Below are 14,318 nucleotides of genomic sequence, written 5' to 3' on the forward strand. Positions count from 1 at the left end.
CGTAGCCGACGACTCACCTCCCGGCATCGATCCAGCCCGCAAGGCGCGCACGCGCGAGATCTTCTGGCGTGTCGATATCCAGGCCCAGCTCCGGCGCTTGAAGGGCATGCACGGCGTCGATGGGAAGCTGCCTCAAGCGCGCTCCGAAGCCGCGGTCACCGCTTGCACCCACCTGATTGAACCATGCGCGCGGCACCACTGCAGGAACGCCAAGGACCTTTCCGTGACGGGTGCCAGCGCACCCTGACGACGAAGCGCGGGCACCCAAAAGCAACGCCTGCAGATGGGCGTACTCGATCGCGGGCTGGTCGCATGCCACGACCATCACGGCGGCCACCGCGGGCAGCAGGTGTGTGCCCGCAACCTGCAGGCTGCTGGCCAGGCCGCTTTCCCAGTGGTGGTTGGTTACCGGGGTGGCATCCAGTCCGGAAATACTGGATGTCACGGCCTGTGCGTGCCCGCCCACCACCACCAACACCTGCGATGGCGCAAGCTCCAGCGCCAACCGCACTACGCGATGTACAAGGGTCTCGCCCTGCCGGGTCAGAAGCTGCTTGGGCTGGCCAAGCCGGGTGCTCCCGCCCGCCGCAAGCACGACGACCGCATGCGCGACCGTCACCTGCCGGCGGTGCTTCGCCATTGCTGCAGCTGCGCGGCAATGCTGAGCGAAATTGCCTCCGGCCCTCGCCCTCCGATGTTGAGGCCGATGGGCGATCGAAGCCTGGAAGACAGGCGATGGCGCTGATCCGGTGTCAGCAGCTTGAACAGATCCTCACGCCTTCGCCGCGGCCCCAGAAGTCCAATGAAGGCAACCTCGGTATCGGCCAAGGCCACCAGCGCCTCGCGGTCCAGTTCGAAATCGTGATGCATCACCAGTACCGCGTCGCACGGGTCGGCATGGAGGGCCTCGGCCGGGCTGGCCTGGAGATGCGCATCCGCGCCCTGCCCCGCTGAGGCCCAGCGCGCCCGCCGTTCGGCCACGCCGACCCGCCATCCCAGGCCCCGCAGTAACGGAACCAGGAAGGGCGTTTCGGGACCGCCCCCCAGCACCAGAGCCCGTGGAAGCCGGGGCAATGGCAAACGCCACGTTGCTTCTCCAAAGGGCTGCGCCCCGTCCATCGGGTTCAGCTGCCATGCCTGCTCGCGATTGCCGGCGCGGAAGACGATCTGCCCCGACGTGCGAAGGTCGCGCTGGAGTGACACCCCCTCGCGGAGCCATGCCTCGATCACGGCGTCGATGCCCGTCATGGCACGCAACGGCAGAAGCGCAATCCGAAGCCGGCCGCGGCAGCCGAGCGCGGACCCACTCAACAGATCGTCGTCACTGCGGGTGTCGATCTCGATCCAGTCGACCTGCCCTGCCGCGCTCACCTGCTCCGCGCGTCGCGCGAGCTCGGGCTCCAGGCATCCGCCGCTGAGCCAGCCGACCTGGCTGCAGTTGCAGAACAGCACCATGTCGCCGGCACCGGCGTAGGTGGAGCCATCGGTTTCCAGCACCAGCGCGAGCACGGCGTGCTCGCCCACGCGCACGCGCGTCAAGGCCGTCTCGAGCACGCCGCGCGGGTTGCCTTCGGTGAGGAAGCCCGGCGCTGCGGACAGGTGCCCAGCAGGATCCCTGCGCTCCACTCCCTCTGCCGCACAGGCCTCCAGGACGGTTGAGGCCACGGGTCGGTCCATGCGCAAGGGTCAGCCTACGTCGGGCAAGCCGGGCAACAGCTTGTCCAGGGTGATGGGATAGTTGCGCACGCGCACGCCGGTTGCGTTGTAGACCGCATTGGCAATCGCGGCCCCGACACCACAGATGCCCAGCTCACCCACGCCCTTGGCCTTCATTGGCGAGATCACCGGATCCAGCGTGTCGAGGAAGACCACCTGCTGGTGTGGAATATCGGCGTGCACGGGAACCTCGTATCCCGCCAGGTCGTGGTTGATGAACAAGCCAAGCCGTTTGTCGACCACCAGTTCCTCCATCAGGGTCGCGCCTGCGCCCATCACCATCCCGCCGATGACCTGGCTGCGTGCGGACAGCGGGTTGAGGATCCGGCCGCCATCGCATACGGCAAGCATCCTGCGGATGCGCGTCTCTCCGGTGTAGGCATGCACGGCAACCTCGCAGAAATGCGCTGCATAGGTACCGACGTCGTAGCCCTGCTTGAACTTGCCGAAGGCAATGCCGTCCTCTGCCGACAGTGTGCCCGCTTCGGCCAGGTCGATGGTCCGCCCACCCGCCTGGATGCGGCCATTGGCGAAGTTTGCGGTATCGCCGTCGAACCCGAGCTTCTCGCCCACCTTGCGGCGCAGGCTGACGCACGCCGCGTACACGCCTGCGGTGGAGCTTGCCGCGCCCCACTGGCCGCCGGAACCGGCGGAGGCGGGATGACGCGAGTCGCCGAGGGTGACCTGGACCCGGTCCAGCGGCACGCCCATGGTCTCGGCTGCCGTCTGCGCGATGATCGTGTAGGAGCCGGTGCCGATGTCGGTCATGTCGGTTTCCACGATCACCCCACCCTGGCCGTCAAGCCGGACCCGTGCCGCCGACTTCATCGTCGGTGCGCCGCGATAGCCCGCGGACACGCCCATGCCGACCAGCCAGTGCCCTTCCCGTACCTGCGCCGGCTTGGCGTTGCGCTTGTTCCAGTTGAAGCGTTCCGCGCCCTCGCGCAGGCAGCGCACCAGGTTACGGTCGGAGAACTTCTTGGACGGATCGCCGGGCACGACCTCGGGCTCGTTGAGGACGCGGAACGCGATCGGGTCGAGACCCAGCTTCTCGGCCATTTCGTCCATCGCCACTTCCAGCGCCATGTGGCCCGGCGCTTCGCCCGGCGCGCGCATTGCATTGCCTTCGGGCATGTCGAGCGTGGCGATGTAGTTGGCCACCAGGCGGTTGGCGCCTGCATAGAGCTTGGGCGTCTGCAGGGTACCGTTCTCGCCGTCCTCGCCGTTGATGTTGCCTGACCAGTTCTCATGGGCGATGGCGGAGATCCTGCCGTCCTTCGCGCAACCGATCCGGACGCGTTGGATGGTCGCGTGCCGGTGCGTGGTGTTGTTGGGCATCAACGGGCGTTGCAGTGCGATCTTCACCGGCCGCCCGATCTGCTTGGCGGCCAGTGCAGCCAGCACCGCATCGGCGCGGATGAACAGCTTGCCGCCGAAGCCGCCGCCGATATAGGGCGAGTCCACGCGCACATTGCCAGCATCGATGCCGAGGATCGCGGCCATGCCCTGCCTGGCCCAGTCGATCATCTGGTTGGAGGTCCACAGGGTGAGCGTGTCGCCTTCCCAGGCGGCGATGGTGGCGTGCGGCTCCATCATCGAATGACTTTCGTCGGCTGTGTGGTAGGTCTCGTCAAGCTTGACCGCCGCGCTCGCGTAGGCGGTGTCGAAATCGCCGAGCGTCTGCCGGTCGGGCTTGCCACCGCGCCCCTTTGCCAGCGGCGCGGACGGCGCCAGCGCCGGGAAATCGAACCGCCCCTTGCCGCGCTCGTAACGGGTGCGGATCAACGCCGCAGCGGCGCGGGCCTGCTCGAAGGTCTCGGCCACCACGCATGCAATGGCCTGGTGGTAATGGGCGACCTCGGGCCCGCCGAAGAGCGGCGCATTGTTCCAGTTGGATGTGCCGACCGGCTTGGTTTCCGGTGCGGTGATGACCGCCAGCACGCCGGGGGCGGCACGTGCGCGGGAGGCGTCCATCGAAATGATGCGCCCCTTGCCGATGCCCGCGCCCACGATATAGCCGTAGGCCTGGTTTGGCGCGACGTCATGACGCTCGTAGGCATAGGGGGCGGTGCCGGTGGTCTTGCGTGGGCCATCAATGCGTGGCGTCGACTTGCCGACCACCTTGGCCTTGTCGAACAGGTTGTCGCCGGCGGGGGCGTTGAATTCGAGGGGCATCAGCGCTCTCCTTCCGCCAGCACAGCGGCGAGGGTGCGCTCGGCGAGCGCGATCTTGAACGCGTTCTCCTGCGTTGGACGGGCACCGGCGAACACCTGTCGTGTCGCGGCCTTGACGCTGTGGCGCAGCACCGGTTCCGCTGCCTCGATCCGCCACGGCTTCGGTGCGACCCCGCCGAAGGCGAACCGCGCCGAGCCGTCACGCTGCACGACCGCGGCGACCGACACCAGCGCGAACGCATAGGACGCGCGGTCACGCACCTTGTGGTACACGTGCCGGCCGCCCAGCGGTTCCGGCAGCGTGACGTGGGTGATCAGTTCACCGCGCTGCAGCACGTTGTCCTGCTGTGGCGTGTCGCCCGGGGAACGATGGAACTCGGCAATCGGAATGCTGCGCGTGCTGCCATCGCCCTTGATGGTCTGGATCGAGGCGTCCAGCACACGCAAGGCCACCGCCATGTCGCCCGGATAGGTCGCGATGCAACTGTCCGAAGTGCCGATCACGCCCATCTGCCGGGAGAACCCTTCGAGCGCGCCGCAGCCTGATCCGGGCAGGCGCTTGTTGCAGGGCAGATGGGGGTCGTAGAAGTACGGGCAGCGCGTGCGCTGCAGCAGATTGCCACCGGTGGTGGCCTTGTTGCGCAGCTGCCCGGACGCGCCTGCCACGATCGCGCGGGTCAGTACACCGTAGTCGCGGCGCACGCGCTCATGCGAGGCCAGCGCGGTATTGGTGACCAGCGTGCCGATCCGCAGGCCGCCGTCGTCTGTAGGTTCGATCCTGTCCAGGCCGATGTCCTGCACGTCGACCAGATGCGCGGGCGTCTCGACTTCCAGCTTCATCAGGTCGAGCAGGTTGGTTCCTCCCGCCAGGAACTTCGCGCCCTCGGTACCGGCGACGGCCTTGGCTGCCTCGGCAGGAGACTTCGCGCGCTCGTAACTGAAGACCTTCATGAGCGCCCCCGTCCAGAGGTCGCGCCAGCGACCTCTTGCATCGCCTCGGCAATGTTGGAATACGCGCCGCAGCGGCAGAGGTTGCCGCTCATGCGTTCGCGCATTTCCATGTCGGTGACCTGGGGCCGTGCGCTGACATCGGCCTGCGCATGGCTGGGGACACCGCGCTTGATCTCGTCCAGTACCGCCACCGCCGAACAGATCTGCCCCGGCGTGCAATAGCCGCACTGGTATCCGTCATGCTTGATGAAGGCGGCCTGCATCGGATGCAGGTCATCAGGTGTTCCGAGGCCTTCGATGGTAGTGATGGCATCGCCCTGGTGCTGCACCGCCAGGCTGAGGCAGGCATTGATGCGTTCACCGTTGACCAGCACGGTACAGGCGCCGCATTGACCGTGGTCGCAGCCTTTCTTGGTGCCGGTCAGTTTCAGATGTTCGCGCAGGGCGTCGAGCAGCGTCGTGCGGGTATCCAGCTCGAGCTCACGATGCGTGCCGTTGACCGTCAACGCCACCGTGCTGATGACCGGTGGCCTGGGCGGCGGAGATGCCGCCAGTTCGGCGGCGAGCGATGACGCCCCCGGTGCGGCGGACATCGCCATGGTCGTGGCGCCGCCGGCGATCACCTGGCGACGCGTCAACTTCATTCCTTCGTCCCAACTTGGCACAGTGACCTCCTGGCGTTCGGGGAAACCCCGTGGCTGGATGGACGCGCTCAGACTACCCAAAGGGCACTATGCCCGCTTGGGCAGTACAGATCTGTGAAGCCTGTCCAGGGTGCGCCGGCATCGTCGGCCGAGCCTGCTGGCCGGTCATCTTCAACGCCGCCTCTGGCAAACGTGCGCCACTGACACTGATCTTCGCCACCCGCTCACTGATGCGTGCCAGTTCGGCTCCATCCAACACCAAATGCACCGCGCCCAGATTCTCATCTAGCCGGCTGATGAAGTCCGCCATGCCGTGAATGTCTTCAATGCGGTGCGACGGCATGTCGACGCTGCGGGGCTGACCGCCGCTGCCGCGCTGGTGCGTGGCAGGCGGCTTGGATGACCATCCGTCGACATGAGAGGCCCACCTTCACTTTCACAAACAACTAACAAACAGAGGCATAGCTTGATCGGCCCGAAGGAGGGCGCTCCATGACTCCACATCCCACGGGCGATCTGGGCGACGAGTCGCAGCAATTTGGACTTCTGGTCAATTCCGTCACTGATTACGCGATCTACATGCTCGACCCTCGCGGGGTCATCCGCACCTGGAACCCCGGCGGAGAGCGCATCAAGGGCTATCGAAAGGATGAGGTGGTCGGCACCAACTACGCCAGGTTCTATACGCCCGAAGACATTGCGGCCGACGTTCCCGCACGCAACCTTGCCATTGCCGCGAATGAAGGCCGCTACGCAGGCGAAGGCTGGCGGCTTCGAAAGGACGGTTCACGCTTTCATGCCAGCGTAGTCATCGACCCGGTAAGGGTGGATGGCGTACTCGTCGGCTTCGCGAAGATCACGCGGGATGTAACCGAGCGCTACCTTGCCCAGGAGCAGCTGAGAAGTGCACAGCATGAGCTGTTGCAGGCGCAGAAGATGGAGGCCATCGGCAAGCTGACCCTGGGCCTTGCCCATGACTTCAACAACCTGCTCAGCGTCGTCACCAACTGCCTGGATCTGATCTCCGCGCAGCCTCATGGCGAGGTGTCTGACAAGTACATCCGCACGGCCCTGAGATCGGTAGAGCGTGGCGCCCTGCTGACTCGGCAGTTGCTGACGTTTGGGCGTGGCCATGAGCTGGCACCGGAAAGATTCGATGTCGGCAAGGCGATACGTGACATGCACGACATGCTGCAACGTTCTGCCGGCGATGCGGTTGCAGTCGAGCTCGACGTTGCGGGCGATCTTCCGTCCGTCAACCTCGACCGTGGCCAGCTGGATTCCGCCATCCTCAACTTGGTGTGCAATAGCCGTGACGCAATGCCAAGCGGCGGATGCATCAAGATTACAGTGCGTTTACAGACAGCACGTCATCCTGATGACCCACACCAGGAACCGGGCAGGTTCCTCTGCATAACCGTGGCAGACAACGGCGAAGGAATTGCGCCGGACGATCAGGCACGAATATTCGAGCCCTTTTTCACCACGAAAACCGTCGGACGCGGAAGCGGGTTGGGACTCAGCCAGGTCTTCGGCTTCACCAGCCAATCGGGCGGTTTCATCCGCGTAGACAGCACGCCTGGCTCAGGAGCCTCTGTCGCCCTCTACTACCCTGTCGCCGAGTAGCCAATGCCTCTTTCAGTACTATTTGTCGACGACGAGGATGATCTTCGCGAGATCGTTGTGGATGCACTTGCCGCCCAGGGTTTCGCGGTGACCACCGCCCGCAATGGCGTTGAAGCGATCCAATGCCTGCGCGGCAGCGCTCGGTTCTCTATTGTCGTGACTGATTACAGCATGCCAGAAGGCGTGTCTGGCCTGGATGTGGCCTCGGAAGCCGCCGCCGTCCAGCCCGACGCCCGCATCCTGCTGGCATCGGGCTACAGCCGCTCGCAGTTGCCTGTGTTGCCGGACAACGTCCAGTTCCTTTCCAAGCCCTATCGCTTCACGCAGCTGATTGCTGCAATCAAGAGCCAGTTCTGAGCTGCACTCCCGTACGTTCGAGCGGGAGCAGCGAAAGTGCGCCTCAGGCAGCGATGGCGTAAGGCTCTACAAGCCCCACCAGGCGATCCATGGCGGTTGCGTTGGCATTGCCCGCGTCACCTCGCTGATTGAAGCGGGTCCAGTCGGCGTGTGCCAGCCGCCGCAGTTCCTGCGGCTCAACAGGCAGCCATTTCATCGGCCAGAAAGGCAAGCGGCGTTGTCCCACCCTGCCCCGTTGCAGCTCAACGATGCCATTGTGGCTGCTGGCGCCCAGCACACGTGAGTACGCTACCGACAGTCCGTCCTCCGGCCCCTCCAGATACTGCAGGAAGCGCTCGCCATCGAACAGCAGCACGCCGGTAACCCCGGCATTGCGATTGAAGCGGGCTGCGTCGTCCACGATCCAGTCCAGCTTGCCGCTGGACAAGCCAAGCCTGTCGCTCGCGATGCCCTTGCCGGCACCGCTTACATATACCACCGCCCTGATGGGCATTGTGCACCTCCTTGATGAGACACGACCCTAGCAGCAAGGAGCGTGTGTCAATGTGAGGTGTCGAAGAAATGCACAATAGTTCAGTTTCGCATGACGCTGAATGTGGGCCGTCATCACAAGATGCAGGCGATGCGCAGTGCACCATGCGCGAAATCTCCAGGTATGCCGCAATGCCCGATACAGGCTTCTTCTACGTTCTCGACCTCGACGCTGCCCGCGACGAGCAGGGCCATCTGGAACATGTGAATGCGATCAGCATTCGCTGCAACCGGTGCCGGCACATCACCCATCTGAAGGTGCCTCAACTGGAAAGCATGCCTGGCGGGACGCTCCTTGCCTGCGCGGGCTGTGGTGAGCGGCAGGCTGTCAGCAACGCGCGCCTGGTCGAATGCGATCACGTGCTGGGACATGCGCCACCCGCGTCGCTGCAGGCCTGAGCTGCGCCACGATCTGCGGCCACCCGGACACGCACGGCATCGCTGATGCCACGATGGAACATCTTGGCGTACGGGCAGACGCGTTCGGTATTGCGCACCAGCTCGCAGGCCACATTCGCATCCATGCCGGGAAGATGGACCACGATCTCGGCTGACAGCAGGTACTGCCCATCCTCCGGATCACGGGCGAAGGTCACCGCCACTTCGACGCTGGGGTTGTGCAGCAGCAGGCCGGCACGCGCGGCCACCAGGACCATGGCGCCGTGGAAGCAACCGGCGTAGCTTGCGGCCAATAGCTGCTCGGGATTCGATCCGCCGCCAGGCCCACCGAGTTCCGGCGGCAGTCGCAGGTCCACCGCCAGTGCACCGTCGTCCGATCGCACCACGCCGGACGCGCGCCCGTGCTGGGCCTGGCCGCCGCTCACCCGCACGCGGCCGGTGTACAGCGGCTGCACGTCGTCGCCCTGGTAGCGGTCCAGCATGGCGGGCGAAGGTGGCTTCAGCTCGGTCATTGGCAGGCGATCGATGGCCGCTCAGGCGGGCTGCCGCTGCAACAGGCCGGACTGCTGCAGCCAGGCGTCGAAGCCGACCTGCCCCAGCCACGCCTGCCCCACCGGTACCAGCGTATCGATCTGCAGCGGCGCACCGAAGTACAGGGCCTCGGCGTCTGCCACGACCTGCCGCGGGTCGCCGGTCTGCTGCAGATACTGCCTGGCGAGATCTGCCATCGCGGCGCGCTGGGGGCCTGCAATTTCCACGACGCCATTGCGGGGCGGTTGCTGCGCGATGCGTGCCACCGCTTCGGCAACATCCTCGGCGGCAATCGGCTGTACGTCGGCGGCGGGCAAGCGCAGGGTCGCTCCATTGCCGGCGGACTGGATGATACCCGGCAGGAACTCGAAGAACTGCGTGGAATGGATGATGGTGTACGGCAGGCCCGAATCGCGGATCAGGCGCTCCTGGGCGATCTTGCCGCGGAAGTAGCCGCTGGCCGCAAGCTTGTCGGTGCCTACGACGGAAAGCGCAACGTGGTGGCGTACGCCGGCACGGGCGGCGGCGGCAAGGATGTTGTGGCCAGCGGTCACGAAGAACGAAAGCACTGCTGCGTCTTCGAACGAGGGCGAGTTGGCCAGGTCCACCACCACGTCGACGCCGTCCATGGCGGCGTCCAGGCCTTCACCGGTCAGGACATCCACGCCGGTGGAGGGCGCGGCCGCCACGATGTCATGCCCGGCGGTGCGCAGGCGCTCCACCACCCTGCTGCCGATGCGGCCGGTACCACCGATGACGAGGAATTTCATGACGTGTCTCCTGGAATGTAGAAGGGGCGACCGGCTGTGGCCGGGCATGCTGGAATCGTAGGCAGCGTGGGTGCGGGGCAGTAGGTCCGCGCTGGGGTGCGCACTGTTGCCCGGCACGCACCAATGTGTTCAGGCCCAGGCGGGCTGTGCCCCTGGCTTCATGGGGATGGCCTGCTGGCGTGCTTCCCAGTGCGAGATCACATCCAGTTCGAGCGCGCGCACCCGCTGCGTGCTGAAGTCGATGAAGGCACGCACGCGCTTGGGAAGCTGGCGGCGGCTGAGGTAGCACAGGTAGTGGCCGCGATCGAGCGGCGCATGCCGATCCAGGCAGGTCACCACCCTGCCCGCCCACAACGCTTCACGTACCTGATAGCTGGGCAGCTGGGCGATGCCCAGCCCGTCGATGACGGCCTGCAGGGCCAGGTCGGCATCGTTGAACACCAGTGCGGCCGGCGGCTGCAGGTGCACATCGGTGCCGTCGACCCGGAATTCCCAGGGCTGCATGCGCCCGCCCGGCAGGCGTCGCCCGATGCAGGCATGCGTGGACAGCGCATCCACCGACGACGGTAGACCATGCGCCTGCACGTACGCCGGTGACGCGCACACCACCAGCTGCATCGGCACGAGCTGCTTTGCGATCACCTGGCTGTCTTCCAGCAGGCCATCGCGGAACGCCACATCGATGCGGTCACCGGCCAGGTCGGGGGCCTGCTCGTCCAGCAGCAGTTCTACAGAGACCTGCGGGTACTCGGCGCGGAAGGCGGCCAGCAAGGGGGCGATCACCCGCCGGCCGAAGCCGTGGCTGGCACTGATGCGCAGGTGCCCGCGCGGCGGGCCCTCGCGCAGGTCGCGCATTTCCTCCAGCGCCTGCAGGATGCAGTTCACGCCCGGGTTGCAGCCTTCCAGGAACAGCTCGCCTTCGCGGGTCAGCGTGGTCGAGCGCGTGGTGCGCAGGAACAACCGCACGCCCAGCTGGCCTTCCAGCTTCTGCACGCTGCGGCTGACGGCCGAACGGCCGATCCCAAGGCGGTCGGCCGCGCGGGCGAAACTGCCCTCGGCCGCCACTGCAATGAAGGCCAGCACGCCGGCGTAGCTGGTGGAGAAGGATGCATTGAGCGCATCGTGGCCGTCGCTGGCCGGGCTGGGCTGTGCAGTGTTCATGGGCGGCCTGGCTCCAGGCGGGCACGGTGTGCGTGCAGGTGGTTCCGCGCCAGCGCCAGGCGCTGCCTGCACGCGGAAAGGTCGAGCCCCAGCAGGGGCACGATGTCCTCGAACCCGGCGCCCAGCACGTCGTGCAGCAACAGCACCGCACGTGCATCGGGCGGCAATTCACGCAGTGCGGCCAGGAAGGTCTGCCAGACCTGTTCGCTGGCAGGGCGGAATGCGGTGCGCAGGTGCGTTGAGGTGTCCATGCCCGGCAGACGGCCGAGCATCGGCCGCTGTGACAGGCCATTGGTGTTTTTCATGCAACAGCATGCGGCCCGGCCCCGGCCTACCGGCAGTGCGGGCGCAGGCCTAGCCTCGCTGTTTCCTTCACTCGCTACAGGAACACGCCATGACCGCACGTCTGGATTACGCCGCGCAATCGCCGGAACTGTTCAAGAAGCTCGGCCTGTACTCGCATGCCGCCCATACCGCCTCGATCGAAGCGGCCATCATCGATCTGGTCAACATCCGTGCATCGCAGCTCAACGGCTGCGGCTTCTGCCTGGACATGCACGTGAAGGAGGCCACCCTGCGCGGCGAGCGCCCACTGCGCCTGCATCACCTGGCGGCATGGCGTGAATCGACGCTGTTCAGCCCGCGCGAACGCGCCTGCCTGGCCTGGACCGAGGTGCTGACCCAGCTGCCGGCGCAGGGTGTGCCCGACGAACTGTACACGCGTGTGCGCGGCCAGCTGTCCGAGCAGGAGATCGTCGACCTGACCCACGCGGTGATGGCGATCAACGCCTGGAACCGCGCCAATGTCGCCTTCCTTACTACGCCCGGCACCCTGGACGCGGCCTTTGGCCTGGACAAGGCCGGCCTGGCCTGATCGATCCGCCGCTGCCCCATGCAGCGGCCCTTCCCTACCGCACTGGAGACCTGCCATGCGTCGTTCTGTTCTGGCCCTGCTTGCGCTGCTGCCACTGTGCAGCGCTGCCGCCACCCCACCCCCTGCTGCGCCCGAGCCCCTGGTGCGCGAGGTGATGACCCGCGCCCTGCCGGAGCAGCCCGGCAAGGAAGCGCTGATCCTTACCGTGGAATACCCGCCGGGTGGCGCCGATCCGGTGCACCGCCACGATGCCCATGGCTTCGTCTACGTCCTGCAAGGACGGATCGTGATGGGCGTGGCCGGCGGCAAGGAAGTCACCCTCGGCCCGGGCGAGGCCTTCCATGAAGGCCCGGCCGATGTGCACACCGTGGGTCGTAACGCCAGCGCTACCGAGCCGGCGAAGTTCGTGGTGTTCCTGATCAAGGACATCGGCAAGCCGGCGGTTCTGCCGCCGCACTGATCGCACGTCCGGCGCTGGTACCAACGACAGGTCCCCGGGTGTCACAATCCGGGGACCTGTCCCGTCTACGCTGGCATGGACGATTCCACTGCGTTGTTCTCCCGCCTCCGCCCACGCCTGTTCGGCGTGGCCTACCGCATGCTCGGGTCTTCGCACGAAGCCGAAGACGTGGTGCAGGATGTCTGGCTGCGCTGGCATGGCGCTGACCAGTCACAGATCGAGAATCCCGAAGCCTGGCTGGTGGCTACCACCACCCGTCGCGCCATTGATGGCCTGCGCCTGGCACGGCATACGCGCGAACACTATGTCGGCATGTGGTTGCCGGAGCCGCTGCTGACCGATGACACCAGCACCCCTGAATATGTGCTGGAAACCGCCAGCGATCTGTCGGTCGCCTTCCTCAGCGTGCTGGAACGGTTGGCCCCGGATGCGCGTGCGGCCTTCCTGCTGCACGACGTGTTCGATCAGGACTACGCGGTGGTCGCGCGCACCCTGGACAAGACAGAAGCCGCCTGCCGGCAGATCGTGCATCGCGCACGCCAGCAACTCAGGCAGGAGCGCCCGCGCTACAACGTCCCGCAGGACGTGCACCAGAGATTGCTGCGCCGTTTCGCCGAGGCCGCATCCAGTGGCGATTTCCGCACGATGAAGGCGCTGATGGCCGAGTCGGCCGAGCTGGTGGGTGACGGCGGCGGCATCGTCACCAGCTTCCCCAAGCCGATGGTCGGGGGCGCTCGCATTGCCCAGCTGCTGTATGCCCCGCACCTGCGGCGCAGCGCGCAATTGCGGATGGTGCCGGCCATGCTCAACGGACGGCTGGGACTGCTGCGCTATTTCGATGGTGAGCTGGAAGCGGCGATGGCCTTCGAGACCGATGGCGAACGGATCACGCAGATCCTGGTGCAGCGCAACCCGCATAAGCTGCAGCGGCTGGCACTACCCACCTTCATCCAGTAGATCCGCGCCCCGCGTGGATGGCATCCATTGCGACCTCGTTCTTGCGGGATCCGACCGGGGCGCCGATGCGCCCCGGTCGTGAACGTCTGCCTGCGCAATGGCCGCAGGATCCGATCAGAAGTCCCAGAACACCGGCACCCAGCGGAAGGTCTCGCCCTCCAGCGACACCCGGCCCACTGACGGGAACGGAAGATGCGTGGCCACCAGCATTTCGCCGGTGCCTGCCAGTTCCTTCAGCAGGGCGATGCGGACGCGCGCGGATTCCTCCGGGTCGTGCTCGAAGCCGTTGTGCCAGTTCGGCTGGTCGAAGCCGACCGCGAACACCGCGTCACCGGCGAAGGTCAGGGCCTGCCCGGCAGACGCCACGCGCACCACGCAGTGGCCCGGGGTATGCCCACCGGTGCGGCGGGCCGTCACGCCCGGCGCGATCTGCTGTTCGTCCTGGAAGGTGTGCACATAGCTGCTGTACTCGGCCCAGAAGTGCTTGGCCGTGGCACGCAGCGCATCGGGGAACCCCTGCGGCATGTTGGTGCGGCTGAAGTCCGGCGACTTCCAGAACTCCACCTCCGCCGCGGCCACGTGGATCTTCAGGTCCGGGCGCAGCTGTTCCTTCACGCCTTCAACCAGCAGCCCGCCGACGTGGTCCATGTGCATGTGGGTGATCACCACATCGGTGATTTCGCCCAGGTTGATACCGGCGGCACCGAGGCGGCGGATCAACTGGCCGGCGCGCGGCAGCTGCAGGTCCGGGTCCATGCCCAGGCCGGCATCGATGAGGATGGTGCGATCACCGCTGTGCACCACCATCACGTTCAATGCCCAGTCGAAGGCATCCTGCGGCAGGTACATCTCTTCGAACCATTCGGCACGGTCGGCGGCCGGAACGTTGTGGCCGAGCATCTGGGTGGGCAACGGCAGGACGCCATCGCTGATCACCAGCACTTCGACGTCGCCCACCTTCAGGGCGTAGCGCGAGGGCACCAGTTCATCGAGGGCGGGGGCAATGGGCGCGGCGGTGTTTTCCAGACTGAACATGAGGGATCTCCACGAAGGGGCATTGGGCGGGCAGCGATGCAAGGCTGGCGCGAACGATTCCGGGCGCTTTCCCACGGCGCAGGGCGTGGCGTTGCCAAGGCACGGATGCCTGGCAGGCCAGCGCTGCAGGGT

At 66.2% G+C, this 14,318-nt stretch carries 18 protein-coding genes; 5 read left to right on the forward strand and 13 right to left on the reverse strand.

Annotated elements, in window-relative coordinates:
* Positions 1 to 13: 13 nt before the first annotated feature.
* The 6 genes from CCR98_RS10795 to CCR98_RS10820 form a co-directional block, all read right to left on the reverse strand.
* The gene (locus tag CCR98_RS10795) at positions 14 to 640 is read right to left on the reverse strand and encodes a nucleotidyltransferase family protein (RefSeq protein WP_087922590.1); all 627 of its coding nucleotides are present in this window, start codon (positions 638 to 640) and stop codon (positions 14 to 16) included.
* Positions 616 to 1,677, reverse strand: coding sequence for an XdhC/CoxI family protein (locus CCR98_RS10800; protein WP_087922591.1), 1,062 nt, complete (start codon positions 1,675 to 1,677; stop codon positions 616 to 618). The genes CCR98_RS10795 and CCR98_RS10800 overlap by 25 nt, the downstream gene beginning before the upstream one ends.
* A 9-nt stretch (positions 1,678 to 1,686) precedes the next feature.
* Positions 1,687 to 3,891 (reverse strand): aldehyde oxidoreductase molybdenum-binding subunit PaoC, encoded by a 2,205-nt coding sequence (gene paoC, locus CCR98_RS10805; protein WP_087922592.1) that lies wholly within the window; start codon positions 3,889 to 3,891, stop codon positions 1,687 to 1,689.
* Positions 3,891 to 4,841: a xanthine dehydrogenase family protein subunit M gene (locus CCR98_RS10810; protein ID WP_087922593.1), complete on the reverse strand. Its 951-nt coding sequence runs from the start codon at positions 4,839 to 4,841 to the stop codon at positions 3,891 to 3,893. The genes paoC and CCR98_RS10810 overlap by 1 nt, the downstream gene beginning before the upstream one ends.
* Entirely contained in the window at positions 4,838 to 5,485 is a 648-nt protein-coding gene (gene paoA / locus CCR98_RS10815) for an aldehyde dehydrogenase iron-sulfur subunit PaoA (RefSeq protein WP_087922594.1), read from the reverse strand. Before paoA ends, CCR98_RS10810 begins: the two co-directional genes overlap by 4 nt.
* Positions 5,486 to 5,558: 73 nt before the next feature.
* Positions 5,559 to 5,828, reverse strand: a complete 270-nt coding sequence (locus tag CCR98_RS10820; protein WP_087922595.1) for a hypothetical protein — start codon at positions 5,826 to 5,828, stop codon at positions 5,559 to 5,561.
* A 149-nt stretch (positions 5,829 to 5,977) separates the two neighbouring features.
* Here CCR98_RS10820 and CCR98_RS10825 point away from each other — a divergent pair, with 149 nt between their 5' ends.
* Together CCR98_RS10825 and CCR98_RS10830 are read left to right on the forward strand one after the other, a co-directional pair.
* The gene (locus tag CCR98_RS10825) at positions 5,978 to 7,111 is read left to right on the forward strand and encodes a PAS domain-containing sensor histidine kinase (RefSeq protein ID WP_087922596.1); all 1,134 of its coding nucleotides are present in this window, start codon (positions 5,978 to 5,980) and stop codon (positions 7,109 to 7,111) included.
* A gap of 3 nt (positions 7,112 to 7,114) precedes the next feature.
* On the forward strand, positions 7,115 to 7,468 hold the full coding sequence (locus CCR98_RS10830) for a response regulator (RefSeq protein WP_087922597.1): 354 nt from the start codon (positions 7,115 to 7,117) through the stop codon (positions 7,466 to 7,468).
* A 43-nt stretch (positions 7,469 to 7,511) separates the two neighbouring features.
* Here CCR98_RS10830 and CCR98_RS10835 read toward each other — a convergent pair whose 3' ends face one another.
* The 6 genes from CCR98_RS10835 to CCR98_RS10860 form a co-directional block, all read right to left on the reverse strand.
* Positions 7,512 to 7,961: a BLUF domain-containing protein gene (locus tag CCR98_RS10835; RefSeq protein WP_087922598.1), complete on the reverse strand. Its 450-nt coding sequence runs from the start codon at positions 7,959 to 7,961 to the stop codon at positions 7,512 to 7,514.
* A gap of 113 nt (positions 7,962 to 8,074) precedes the next feature.
* Positions 8,075 to 8,371: a hypothetical protein gene (locus tag CCR98_RS21105; protein ID WP_157721533.1), complete on the reverse strand. Its 297-nt coding sequence runs from the start codon at positions 8,369 to 8,371 to the stop codon at positions 8,075 to 8,077.
* A complete protein-coding gene (locus tag CCR98_RS10845; protein WP_087922600.1) occupies positions 8,356 to 8,910 on the reverse strand; it encodes an Ohr family peroxiredoxin in 555 nt (184 codons plus the stop codon). The genes CCR98_RS21105 and CCR98_RS10845 overlap by 16 nt, the downstream gene beginning before the upstream one ends.
* Positions 8,911 to 8,931: 21 nt before the next feature.
* Positions 8,932 to 9,699 carry an SDR family oxidoreductase gene (locus tag CCR98_RS10850; protein WP_087922601.1) on the reverse strand — a complete coding sequence of 256 codons (768 nt, stop codon included), beginning with the start codon at positions 9,697 to 9,699 and terminating at the stop codon, positions 8,932 to 8,934.
* A gap of 129 nt (positions 9,700 to 9,828) precedes the next feature.
* Positions 9,829 to 10,860, reverse strand: coding sequence for a LysR family transcriptional regulator (locus CCR98_RS10855; protein ID WP_087922602.1), 1,032 nt, complete (start codon positions 10,858 to 10,860; stop codon positions 9,829 to 9,831).
* Positions 10,857 to 11,165 carry a sigma factor-like helix-turn-helix DNA-binding protein gene (locus tag CCR98_RS10860; protein ID WP_087922603.1) on the reverse strand — a complete coding sequence of 103 codons (309 nt, stop codon included), beginning with the start codon at positions 11,163 to 11,165 and terminating at the stop codon, positions 10,857 to 10,859. Before CCR98_RS10860 ends, CCR98_RS10855 begins: the two co-directional genes overlap by 4 nt.
* 89 nt (positions 11,166 to 11,254) lie before the next feature.
* On the opposite strand from CCR98_RS10860, the gene CCR98_RS10865 reads away from it, so the two are divergent.
* The 3 genes from CCR98_RS10865 (at position 11,255) to CCR98_RS10875 (ending at position 13,151) form a co-directional block, all read left to right on the forward strand.
* Entirely contained in the window at positions 11,255 to 11,734 is a 480-nt protein-coding gene (locus CCR98_RS10865; RefSeq protein ID WP_087922604.1) for a carboxymuconolactone decarboxylase family protein, read from the forward strand.
* A 55-nt stretch (positions 11,735 to 11,789) separates the two neighbouring features.
* Positions 11,790 to 12,194: a cupin domain-containing protein gene (locus tag CCR98_RS10870; RefSeq protein WP_087922605.1), complete on the forward strand. Its 405-nt coding sequence runs from the start codon at positions 11,790 to 11,792 to the stop codon at positions 12,192 to 12,194.
* A 75-nt stretch (positions 12,195 to 12,269) separates the two neighbouring features.
* Positions 12,270 to 13,151: an RNA polymerase sigma-70 factor gene (locus tag CCR98_RS10875; protein WP_087922606.1), complete on the forward strand. Its 882-nt coding sequence runs from the start codon at positions 12,270 to 12,272 to the stop codon at positions 13,149 to 13,151.
* 114 nt (positions 13,152 to 13,265) lie between these two features.
* Here the strand turns inward: CCR98_RS10875 and CCR98_RS10880 are convergent, their stop codons facing one another.
* The gene (locus CCR98_RS10880; RefSeq protein ID WP_012511063.1) at positions 13,266 to 14,186 is read right to left on the reverse strand and encodes an MBL fold metallo-hydrolase; all 921 of its coding nucleotides are present in this window, start codon (positions 14,184 to 14,186) and stop codon (positions 13,266 to 13,268) included.
* Positions 14,187 to 14,318 lie beyond the last annotated feature (132 nt).

The sequence above is a fragment of the Stenotrophomonas sp. WZN-1 genome (assembly GCF_002192255.1).
Taxonomy (GTDB): domain Bacteria; phylum Pseudomonadota; class Gammaproteobacteria; order Xanthomonadales; family Xanthomonadaceae; genus Stenotrophomonas.